The 12,253-nt window shown below is 38.1% G+C and carries 8 protein-coding genes; all 8 read right to left on the bottom strand.

Going from position 1 to position 12,253, the window contains the following annotated elements; all coding sequences use genetic code 11:
• Positions 1-237: 237 nt before the first annotated feature.
• A complete protein-coding gene (locus BUB96_RS06945; protein ID WP_073298155.1) occupies positions 238-1,245 on the bottom strand; it encodes a peptidylprolyl isomerase in 1,008 nt (335 codons plus the stop codon).
• A gap of 262 nt (positions 1,246-1,507) precedes the next feature.
• Complete coding sequence (locus BUB96_RS06940) at positions 1,508-2,479, bottom strand: 3'-5' exoribonuclease YhaM family protein (RefSeq protein WP_073298154.1); 972 nt, start codon at positions 2,477-2,479, stop codon at positions 1,508-1,510.
• A gap of 38 nt (positions 2,480-2,517) precedes the next feature.
• Positions 2,518-5,331, bottom strand: a complete 2,814-nt coding sequence (locus tag BUB96_RS06935; protein WP_073298153.1) for an ATP-binding protein — start codon at positions 5,329-5,331, stop codon at positions 2,518-2,520.
• A 23-nt stretch (positions 5,332-5,354) separates the two neighbouring features.
• Positions 5,355-6,566, bottom strand: coding sequence for a DNA repair exonuclease (locus tag BUB96_RS06930; RefSeq protein WP_073298152.1), 1,212 nt, complete (start codon positions 6,564-6,566; stop codon positions 5,355-5,357).
• Positions 6,567-6,831: 265 nt separating this feature from the next.
• Positions 6,832-7,173, bottom strand: coding sequence for a YlbF/YmcA family competence regulator (locus tag BUB96_RS06925; RefSeq protein ID WP_073298151.1), 342 nt, complete (start codon positions 7,171-7,173; stop codon positions 6,832-6,834).
• Positions 7,174-7,261: 88 nt separating this feature from the next.
• Complete coding sequence (locus BUB96_RS06920; protein ID WP_073298150.1) at positions 7,262-9,373, bottom strand: PBP1A family penicillin-binding protein; 2,112 nt, start codon at positions 9,371-9,373, stop codon at positions 7,262-7,264.
• 302 nt (positions 9,374-9,675) lie between these two features.
• Entirely contained in the window at positions 9,676-10,659 is a 984-nt protein-coding gene (locus BUB96_RS06915) for a DHH family phosphoesterase (RefSeq protein WP_073298149.1), read from the bottom strand.
• 57 nt (positions 10,660-10,716) lie between these two features.
• Positions 10,717-11,853, bottom strand: coding sequence for a DNA polymerase IV (dinB, locus tag BUB96_RS06910; RefSeq protein WP_073298148.1), 1,137 nt, complete (start codon positions 11,851-11,853; stop codon positions 10,717-10,719).
• Positions 11,854-12,253: the final 400 nt, after the last annotated feature.

The following is a 12,253-nucleotide window of genomic DNA, read 5'->3' as shown; positions in this document are numbered from 1 at the left end:
GATGGAGATATTAGCGCGCACTTTTTTGCTGTTTGTGCGTGGTAGAAGGTGTTTACGCACACTTTCTCGTTATTTTTGTGCGATAAACGGAGGTGCACGCTCTTTTTTGCTATTCGCACGTGATGGACGTTACTGGTAGAGTTTTTCTTCAGTCACTCCGCCTTCTTATAAAATATTTCTCGCCAAAAAGAAAAAGCACGACCTATCGCGAGATAAATCGTGCTTTTAAATTCTATATTATTCAGAATCTGAATTTTCTGCATCTGCATTAGCGTCTGCATCAGTTTGTTCGTCTGTTTCTTCAGACTCATCGGATTCGTCAGCTGGTGCTTCTTCTTCTACATCTTCAGCTGGCTCTTCTTCTTCGTCTTGAGGCATATAGGCAGCCATTGCACCTTTTAGATCGTCATCGGCGATTTGAACATTCGCTTCTTTGGCAAGTTTTGAAACAAGTTCGCTCATGAATTGCTCATCGTTTGTATAATTATCAAGTACTTGAGCTTTTAAATCTTCTTGTTGATCTTCAAGCGGTGCATATTCTAATTCTAATCGGCGAATGACATGGTAGCCACTATCAGATTTTACAGGTTCAGAAGTTGTTTCGTCTACTTCTAAAGCTTCTACGGCTTCTTCAAATTCAGGAACCATTTCACCTTCGCTAAATGTATATTTCCCTTCGGTATCTAAACTACCTGGGTCGGTTGAATGTTCTTCAACTAATTCAGCAAAATCTGCACCGTCTTCTAATTGAGCAATGATATCTTTTGCAAGCTCTTCATCTTCAACTAAAATATGTTGGGCTGTATAGTCGGGACGTTGTTCTTCATAAAGAGATTCGACCTCTTCGTCTGTAACTTCCACACTATCCTCAACAGCTGCACGAATTAAAAGGGTTAAACGGATGTTATCTTTAATATAGTCTACATCCATTCCTTGCATTTCTAAAAGAGACTCATAATCCTCGACACTACCAAATTGTTCGGCAGAAGCGGCGAATTCTTCATCGACATCTTCATCCGTTACTTGGTCTCCGTATGTGTGTTCAAAAATATCTTCCATTAGTAATTTTTGAAGGACAGTCTCTCCTACTGTCATCCCACTCTGTAGGGGTTCATCTTTCATCGCTTCGTAAAGCTCCGCTTCGCGAATACGACCTGCTTCGGTTGAAGCAACTTCTGGGTCATTTGAACAACCTGCTAGTAATAAAGCAGACGCTGCAAATGTTGATAATAACAATTTTTTCATTCTGTTTTTACACTTCCTATTAACTAAGATTTATTCTCTAAATGCGAGAACCAATACTTGTGTAATATACCATACATCTTATCCTTAAGTAAAATGCAACCTGAAAACTTCACACAAATTTCGAAACCGACAAAGATTATTAAATTTAGTTTTAATATATGCATATTTATAATCCACTTTAAGGATAATTGGCGGCTTCTATTTTTAGAATGCGCCTACTTTATCGTGTTTTACCTGGTAGAGCTTTTGAGAATAAAGGTTGTTAATCTTCATCTTCTGCATGATGATCCGTGATCGTTGGTTTGTAAAAACGACGGTTCTCGAGGGCCCAAATTTTTGTTGTGAAATCTCCGGGTTCTGTTTTCGATAAGTCGTCTTCCATCATGTTGATTTTCGCGTCAATTTGGTCGAGGTAGTGGATAATTTCTGCTTCTTTTACTTGTGGTCGCACGGGAGAGCCATATTCTAGCTGGCCATGGTGCGCGAGAATGACGTGGCGCAATAAAAGCACGTCTTCTGTATCTGTGGGAATTTTTAATTCTTCGCAAGCTTTTGTAATTTCTTGATCCACGAGTACGATATGACCGATTAGCTGTCCTTCAAGTGTGTATTCCGTTGCGGTTGGTCCACTTAGTTCAATCACTTTTCCTAAATCATGTAAAATTAACCCCGCATAAAGAAGGGAACGGTTAATATTTGGGTAATAGTCTTCAATTGTTTTCGCCAATTCAAGCATTGAAATGGTGTGATAAGCCAAGCCTCCATTAAAGGCATGATGATTTGATTTTGCGGCTGGTGAATGGAAAAATTCTTTATTGTATTTATTTAATAAAAAACGGACAATACGATTCATGCTTGGATTGGTAATTTCAAAAATAACGTCATTCAATTTTTCAATCATAGTTTCTCGGTTTAATGGCGCCCGCTTTACATAAAGCTCAGGATTATTCGGCTCACTATCATCCGCTAAGCGAATTTTATCTATTCTTAATTGGGGCTGACCATTATACTCTTCCCGTTTTCCTTTCACATGAACAACTGCTGAAGGGGTATACATTTCCAATTGCTCAGGTGAAACATCCCATAAATTTCCCGTCATTTCTCCACTGGTATCTTGAAATGTGATGGTCAAAAAAGGTTTCCCTGCACGCGTTTTGCGCTCAGCAGTACTTTTAATGAGTAAAAATAATTCTACAATCGCATCCATTTCATAATCATATAGTTTTTTCTCCATTTTCTTACCTCTTTCTCCTAAAATTTTAACTATTTAAATTAAAAATCCTTTAAATTTGTGATTTGCTCTACTTCAAATTGCGAATGAACACTGGGATCAAACGTAAAATAAATGATTTGCAAATCCTTGCCTAAATACTGCATCAATTGATACATATTTTTTTGGCGGGTGGAATCAAAATTAACAAAAGGATCATCCATAATGACCGGTAACTCCATCACTTTTTGGGTATTTTTTATATAAGCCAAACGAATCGCAACATATAAAGGTTCTGCCGTTCCTCGTGACAAGACTCGCACATCTTCCATACGGCCTTTTCGATGCTGAACAAATAATTCTTCATTCTTAAAGACTATTTTCTCGTATTTTTCCTCCGTTAACAAGTTAAAATACGTTTCCGCATCAAAAAGAATTTCCTCAAAACGGTCCTGAGTCACTTGATTCAAGGTTTCTCGAAGAATACCCGCGGCCACTTTATTTGAAACCCATTCATCCACTAAATGTTGAGCAGTCGCCTTTTGGTTTTCAAAATTCTGCAACTCTTCTGTATACGTCCCATCCTCTTCCAGACGCTCAATCGACAATTGCGTATTGGCCGATTCTCGCAAAGCCGCTTTATTTTGTTCCGCTAAAACTTGTAAGTCCTCACGAAGTTTGGCTTCTTTTTTCTTCAATTCTTCTTTAGTCGGTAATTCGTTCTCTTCGTTAAATGACGGCGCATTTTCTTTTAAAAAGAGGAGACGACTTTTTTTCGCATCAAGTGCTTCTTTTTGTTTGTATAAATCAAAAAAAGCTGCTTCATCTTTAGCACCTGCTGTTTCAATTAAAGTGATCATTTTGTTTTGGGTATTTTGCTTACTGGCTACGAGCTGTTTCTTTTCTTGTCGTAAAGCAGACAATTTCTCCATTTTACTCGCTTCGTCATTCAGGATGAGCTGGAGTTTGGATAAATAAGTGCGGAAACGAGCAATTTTCTCACTAAATGACAATTCTTCCGGGAGTTCAAGAAGTTTTGAAATTTTATCGGTTGGCGGCTTCAAAGCTTCTGCCCGTTCGTTTAGTGTTTGCTGTACCTTTTTGTTTTTGTGAAGCCGATCGAGTAGTGTATTACTTTGTTCGATGATTTGTGTGGCTTCTATAAAATCTAAGTATTCGGAAAGCTTGTGCTCACGCAAAAGAGCTTGCCAGTGGTCTTTAATCAGTCTTTGTTTGTGAAGGTAGCTTTCTTTTATTTTTAATTGTTCTTGATAATGTGCTTGAACGGAATCAATTTCACCTAAGAGATCTCGCCATTGCTCTTTTAGTTGGCTTTGTTTTTCATATTCTTGCACCATAAATGCAGAGGGTTCTTTGTTTGGAGCTAGTTTTTTTTTATCTCGTTTTACAAATAGAAGAAAAGTTCCAGCTAAGCTTAGTAATCCAAGACCTAAAGTAACCCACTGAATGGGTGGTTGGACAAAAAAGGAGGCTAGCAAGGCAAATAACGCAAGTCCGCCACTTAAAAGATAGCTTTTTTTCGGTTTCTCTTCTGGGGCTTTCTCTATGCTTTCTTCTGTAGCCAATTCATCTTCTATGCTACGAAGGGTCTCACTGTCCCACATGATGGCTTCAATTTGATCCAATTGCTGATTTTTTAAATTTAATTCATTTTCAAGTTTTTGAAGTGCTATTTGGAGAGCGACTAATTTCTCTTCTAATTGTTCATGAGAAACAAGCCATTCTTGAACATTTTCCTTTTCTACTTCTGTAAATACGACCGGTTCCGTAGTGTTTTGTTCACGTTTTAATTGTCGATTTAATAAAAGGAGTTGTTTTTGATTTTCTGTTTGTTGATTGGAAAGAAACTGATAATCTCCTAATTGTTCCATCATTTCTGGTAAGGCTTGTTCTAATTCAGTAATTTCTTGTTGGTGTTGCTCATATTGTTGCATCATTTCAGGGTTTGTGAGTGTTTCTTTTTGCTGAGTGATTGCTAAATTAATTTCTTGAAGTTGTTCGTTTATTTTTGAACATTCTTTTTTATATTCTTCAAATAAGTAATGACCATCTTCTTTTAATGGGGGTAAATTTGTTTTTCGAATGCTTGCTTGCAGTGTTTTGATTTCTTCATAAATATGCCATTCTTTTTTTATTTCTAAAACATCCGCTAAACGTTTTTCTACTTGGTCGCGGTTCTTTTCCAATTGCTCCATTTCAATTAATTGGCGATTATTTTCTTCGATTAAATCTAAGTAGCTTTCATTTCGTGCTTCGAGTTCACCTAACCGTTTTTCCTGATTCTCTAAAGTGGCCAATTGCTGGTTTAATGGCAAGACCCGTCCTGTTGGTCGGTATAGCTTGTCCGCTTCTTTTTTAAACTCATCAATATAATCTAAATAATCATCGGTTCCATGGGCGCCGATATTTAATAAATAACGATTCAATTGGTTTTTATTTAATTGGTGCACATTTTCAATATCAGATAAAGAAAACGAAAAAATATTTTGAAAGGTTTCTCGAGTCATTCCTGAAAGGAGGGTATCTAGTAATTCATCTGCTCCCGTCGTGCCATCTTCTAAAGTCACCGTAACATTCCCGGTCACTTTTCCATGGACTCGTTCAATCACCACTTGGCCAAATCGCGGATCTTCTGCCATAATTTTCCCACCATATTTCGAGCTTTCATGGGGTTCATAACGCAAAAGCGTGCTATTGCGTGTAGGAAAGCCAAATAAAATACTATGTATAAAAGACATCAAGGTTGATTTTCCCGCTTCATTGGCCCCATAAAAAAGTTGGACATCATTGACCAGATCAAAGGTTTGATCGACCCATTTTCCATAGCCATAAATTTCTAACTGTTTAATTCGCATCTATTCACCTCCTAGCTGATTGCTTATTTTAAATGTAATTTTGCGAGTGCTTTTTGCACCATTTCCAAGCGATATTCTTGCGAATTGGTTTGGTTTAAATATTTTGCGGGAATTTGCTCAAAAATATTTTCCGTCAATTCGTTAAAGGCACCATATTGGTCGATTTTTCGAAGGGAAGCTTCCCACTCTTCTGGGTACATTTGTTGTAGGGCTTGGTGGTTTGCAGCTTCTTCCACCGTTAGTTCCACCGACACAATCCAAACATTCGAAAATCCGAGCTGCTGGGTCAGTTGTTCCTTAAATTCTTTTTCCTGAAGAATACGAATCAGATCCTGGTCATCCTCTACTTGTGTTTTCACAACCAGATGGACTAAAACATCTTGTTTGTATTCTTTTGCTGCAATATTTTCTTTTAGCGTTTGAATGAAATCAGAAAGGTGTTTAATTTTTGACAGGTCGAGCGTCAACGAATCCCAAATCACTGGTGCGGTTGGGAGGAATTGGACGGTATGCTCCCGGGGCGACCACTCCACAAATAAACACCCTTTTTCTCCTGTTTCATTTTTATGCAAGCCTTGAATATTACCGGAATAGTAAACTGGCGGCTGCTTGGAGATTTGCTGAAATTGGTGAATATGTCCTAATGCCCAGTAGTCATAATTTTTTTCTTGCAATTCCTGAATACTAAAAGGCGCGTAATTGGCTTCTCGTGTTTTGGAAGTTTCTATTGCCCCATGCAATAAGCCAATGTGCATATTTACATGCGGCTGTCGATTAGGATACTCTTTAATTTTACGCGTCGTGATCCATTGTCGGTCATAGCTAAACCCAGTAATCGCAATACGCTCATTCGTTTTTGTTTCGAAAATTTCCGTTTTAATTTCCGGTCCATATGTCGTTACATTTTTGGGAAAAGGCAGTGATAATGTCTGAGTTTCTTCCGTTAAAAAGTCATGGTTTCCCCGAATTAGAAATACAGGGATTTCAGTTTTATCTAATCGTTGGAGTTGCTCGATAAACAGACTTTGCGCTTTAATGTTTACTTGCTTGGTATTGTATAAATCTCCTGATAATAAAACAAAATCGACGGCTTTTTCAATTGCTTGGTCGACTATTTTTGCGAAAGATAGTATAGGGGCTTTTCGTAATTTCTCTGCTAATTCTTTTGATGTTTGTTCTAAGCCGCTAAAGGGTGTATCTAGATGTAAGTCTGCTGCATGAATAAATCGTATCATCCACTCACCTCCTATGAGTTCTTCTTATCTTTCATTTTTTATTTTTAAAACGGATTTTAATTCGTGTTTTATGAAGGGGTTTGGAAAGCGAGAGGGGCTTTTCCATACTTCTAAACGCGCACACATGTTCTTTTTTGTTTGGAAAAATTGGCTCGCTTTTACAGCCAGCCAAAATGTTCGGTTTTACTAGTTTTGGGGAAACTGTTGCTTGTTCCCCCCATAAGCTAGAAAATTTTAATTTATCTCTAATTTTTGAAGAGATGATTTACCCTTGATAAATATCTTGTACAGGTTTCATGATGATGCCATTAATGTCATTAAGTACTTGGTTTAAAGCACGTTCTTTTTCCATTAATTCCATCGTTAATTCATTTTCAGTCATTTTACCAGAAACATTTTGCGCTTGTAATGCTTCTTCTTCACTGATTTCTTCGCCTGCTTGCTGTTTTTCATAAAGTGTTTGTTGTAGTGCTTGGAATTCTGTTAACACTTCACTTGCTGCTTCGTCTGCTCTGATTTCTTCATACGCTTTTGCTAATGCTTTGTATTGCTCAGCTTCGCGTAGTTCACCTTCGAGTTGGTTAGCTGTATCATAAATGTTAGCCATTTTATTCCTCCTCTCATCCCCTGAAGTATATCAAAAATAGCGGCTCTAATTCCACCATATGTTTAAAATACCCAAAATTCCTTTTGGTTTATTGATTTAGGAAAGACTTAATGATTTTCTTTGCTTCATTGACGGCTTTTTTACCGGTATCTTTTATAACTTCTCCTGATTTTTGGAGGCCTTCTTGAATTCGTTCGATCGTTTCTTCGCGACGCTTATCTTTTTCTACAACTTCAATATCGCTATCGTCTACTGCAAATTGGGTTTGTTCAGTGTAAGATAACATCGTTTCGAATTCTTGTTTAAGGACTTGGCCGATTCCGGCGCTTGTGCTGGTTTTCAAATAATGATTCTCGTTTGTTTTATCATACCCTTGCCAAGAAGCGATGACTAAGTCAGGCGTATAACCGACTAGCCATTGATCCGTATTTCCGTTCCCACTCTCTGTGCCTGTGGTCCCTGTTTTTCCAGCAATTTCATAGCCGGCAGGTTGGACGGTTTGACCGGTTCCGTTGGTAAATACATTCAGTAACATCCGATTCATATCGTCATTTATACTTTTCGATAGAATTCGTTTCTCGCGAGGATTGTTATTTTCAGCGACAACGGCACCTGTAGCATCAACAATTTTTGTAATAAAATGAGGTTCCACTTGTACTCCGTCATTTGCGAAGACGGAATAAGCACTGGCTAGCTCAAGGGGAGTAACCCCTCTGTCCATTCCACCTAGTGCGATGGCTCCAAGATGGTAATCATCATCGGAAACAGGAATACCAAATTGTTTCAGTTTATTGTATCCTCGACGAATGCCAATTTCATCCAGCAACCAAACTGTTGCCGCGTTTTTACTTTCAGCAAGGGCTTGATACATTGGGATTTCCCCTGCATACGTGTGATCCACATTGGTTGGCGACCAAGCAATATCCCCTTCGCCATAGGTGTGTTCTTCATCAATTAATGTATCTTCTATTTTATATCCCGCTTCTAATGCAGGCGCATAAACGCTAAGTGGTTTAATCGTTGAGCCGGGTTGACGACGCATCTGTATCGCTCGGTTGAAGCCTTGAAACGTGTAATCTCCTCGTCCACCAACAATCGCCGTAATCCCTCCAGTTTGAGGATTTAAGCTAATTGAAGCACTTTGTGATCTTTCACCATCTTCGGCCGATTCAAATAAATAGTCTTGATTATAAACAGCCGTCATTTGCTGCTGCTGTTGCTGGTTAAGATTGGTATAAATCGTATATCCACCATTTAAAATGTCTTGTTCTTCGAGTTTATATCGATCAATGGCTTCAGAAATAACCGAATCAAAGTAATAAGGGTAGCGATAATCATCTGTATTATTATAGCCATCAATTAATTGAAGGTCTTGTGCGGCGGCAACTTGGCGGTCCTCTTCAGTAATGGACTCGTTATCTGCCATTAATCTTAAGACCACATTTCTTCGTTCAATAGAAGCTTCATAATTATCGATGGGATTATAATAAGTCGGTGCTTTTAATATTCCTGCTAACGTTGCTGCTTCACTAATACTTAAATCAGCGGCATTTTTATTAAAATATTTAAGAGAAGCATCTTGAATTCCCCAAACCCCTTGGCCAAAGTAGGAATTATTTAAATACATTTCTAAAATACTTTCTTTTGAATAGCTTTTTTCAATTTCAATGGCTAAAAACAACTCTTTAATCTTTCGCAGCATCGTCTGATCCAGCGTCAAGTAAGCATTTTTAGCTAGCTGTTGTGTGATGGTACTTCCACCACCCACAATTCTTCCCTGTAAAACATAGCCGACCGCTGCTCGTCCAATTCCGATTACATCAAACCCCCGATGGGACATGAACCGTTTGTCTTCCGTTGAAACAACCGCATGCTGAATATTTGGCGAAATTTGTTCAATGGGCACGAAGGTTCCTTTTTGAGAATACAGCGTGCCTGCTTCTTCCCCTTGGTCATCGATAATTGTCGTCGTGTGTTGAAGGTTATCATGTAAACTCGTCACCTTCTCTTGGCGGGCTTGAATGGTTCCCACCACACTAATAAAAAGGGCCAGTATCAAAATGACCAATAAACCGACCTTTGTCGTATGGTACTTTTTCCAAATACGACGGAAGAATAGCCAAAAATGATAGAGTTTTTCTTTTAAAAACGTCCACCCTTTATAACCATATTCTTTTATTTGTTTTTTAAAATTATCCATTTTTAATCACCTTAGTATTTTCGCCTATCGTATTTTGTTATCTTTTAGGACGGCAAAATTCACTTTATATGTTTCTCTTTTCTAAGCAAAAAATCGCATTTTTTGAAGAGTCATTATATTTTCATTTTTATATCTATGTAGAGTTTGTTCAACACAAAAAGTTGTTGTGCTGATTCTTATTTATAAAAAACTTAGCTACATTTATTTTATCTGATCTAAACCCTAACTTCCATCGGCCTTAAGAAGGATTTCATTTGGTTTTTTAGGCGACTCCCTACATTTATTATAAAAATCTATTTCTTTTATGAAAGGTTTGATTTTTTAAAGTCGATTGTTGCTTTTTCAAACTTTTCAAGGATCTCTTTTATTTCTTCTTCATCTTTGGCGTTGGCTCCACTAGCTAAGGGATGTCCTCCCCCATCGTGTTCTTTAGCGATGCCATTAATGACTGGCCCTTTAGAACGCAAACGACAACGGAATGTGTGGTCTTTTTGTTGGACAAAAATGCCCCAGCTAAGAACACCTGCAATATTTCCTGGAAGGGAAACTACTTGATGGGTGTCTTCATCTTCTAGACCAAAGCGACCTAAGATTTTCTCAGTTAATAGAATGGAACCCACACCATTTTCTGAGACGTGTAAATTTTCTAATACATAACCGATTAATTTAGCAACTTTTGGATTTATTTCATTCATTTGATTGTTTAATGCAGTAGGTGAAAAATCCTTTTCCATCAAAGCTGCCGCCAAACGCATAGTCTTAGGTGTTGTCGCATCATATAAGAAACGGTTCGTGTCCCCTACAATCCCTCCATATAAAAGACGAGCTCCTTCGTCGCTTAACACTAATTCATCAGGAAAAGTTTGCCACAAATCAGCAATCATTTCACTACATGAACTCGCTGTTGGATCCACCCACTGAATATCTCCGTAGCGATCTTCATCAGGGTGATGATCAATTTTTATCACCTTATTCCCATGCGCTAAAGCTTCTTTTCCATCAATACGAGGAGGATTTGCGGTATCCACGACAATGACTAGAGCTTCTTCATAGTCACTCTCCTCAGGTCGATTCATAGTAGTAAAATACTCTAGCGTTCGGTTATCGACCCCCGCAGTAAAAACTTCTGTTTCTGGGAAACTTGCACGAATTAATTCAGCCAATCCTCCTTGTGAACCCAAGGCATCTGGATCGGGTCTTTCATGGCGATGAATAATAATTTTGTCCCATTTTTTTATTTCGATGAGAATTTGTTTTTTTATTTCGAAAAATTTATCTTCAGTCATTTTTTAAATCTTCCTTTTCTTTTATTGAAAGAGTTCATTAGTATACCATATTTTAAATTATTTATCAGATAAATGTTGTTCCCAAAGGGGTAAGGGAATATTTTCAAACGTGACAGGATCTAAATTTGTCATCGTCACTCCCAATAATCGGATTCCTCGTTCCGCTTCGCCAACTTCTTGCCACAAACCATAGACAACCGAAAACAATTCGTCGTCATTTTGAATATAGTTAAGCATCGTTTTTCGACGAGTGTGGGTTTCGAAATCGCTATAGCGAACTTTTAATACGACTGTTTTTCCGTGCATTTCTTTTTTATGAAGGGCCGTTAAAACTTCGGCGGAAATGTAACGTAAAAATTGTAAGGCTTCGTCATCTCGTCGAATATCGTTTTGAAAAGTTCGTTCTTTTCCGACTGATTTTCGTTCTCGTTCTACTTCAACGATTGAATTATCAATTCCACGAACTTTTCGAAATAGTGAATGACCCAGTTTCCCAAATTTTTTAGACAGTTCTAGTTCGGTTTTGTCATATAAATCTTGTCCGGTATAAATTCCGAATTCATGCATTTTTTCCAGCGTCTTTTCACCGACTCCGGAGAATTTTTTAATATCTAAAGGCATCAAAAATTCATGCGCTTTCTTCGGTGACACTACGGTGATTCCGGCAGGCTTTTTAAAGTCAGAAGCAATTTTAGCTAAAAATTTATTATAAGAAACCCCTGCCGAACTAGTTAAGTGCAATTCATTATAAATATCGCGCTGAATGGAGCGGGCGATTAATGTGGCGGATTGGATATTCTTTTTATTATCAGTTACGTCTAAATAAGCCTCATCTAGTGATAAAGGCTGAATACTATCGGTATAACGTCTGAATATTTCATGGATTTGTCTGGAAATTTCACGATATAAATCGAAGTTTGCACCGACAAAGACACCTTCGGGACATAGTTCTAAGGCTTTCTTCGCGCTCATTGCTGAATGCACGCCAAATTTCCTTGCTTCATAACTAGCCGTCGCTACAACTCCCCGTCCGCCACTTTCTTTCGGGTGACGAGCAATAATAACCGGCTTTCCTCGTAAACTTGGATTTTCTCGAATCTCAACAGAAGCATAGAAAGCATCCATATCTATATGAATAATTTTTCTCGACGTATCTCTTTTAGGCTCTTTAAATCTTAAAAGTCCATATTCCATTTTTCGTCACCCTCCTTTTTTTATTTATGGCTCTATTATACTAGAAAATATGTTCGATAGACACTCTTCTCTTTTAAACCAGCCGACGTAAGTTTCTGGAAACGTCTAAAATAGTCCCAGCGATTTTATTTCGGCGATTTGTGGGCGGTGGAAAGTGTCTGTGCGCAATTTTTTGTGATTTGTGTGCGGTGATTGATTTAGCGCGTAATTTTTTGTGATTTGTGGCCGGTGATTAATTTAGCGCGCAAATTTTTGCGAATTGTGTGCGGTGATTAATTTAGCGCGCAATTATCTGCGATTTGTGTGCGGTAATCGATTTAGCTCGCAGATTTTTCCGATTTGTGGGCGGTGATTGCTCCAGCGCGTAATTTTTTTCGATTCGTGGGCGGTGATTAATTTA

This window comes from Atopostipes suicloacalis DSM 15692, from assembly GCF_900129085.1.
Lineage (GTDB): Bacteria > Bacillota > Bacilli > Lactobacillales > Carnobacteriaceae_A > Atopostipes > Atopostipes suicloacalis.
Note: the sequence above shows the minus strand (reverse complement) of the source record. Positions and strands in the feature narration are given on the sequence as shown.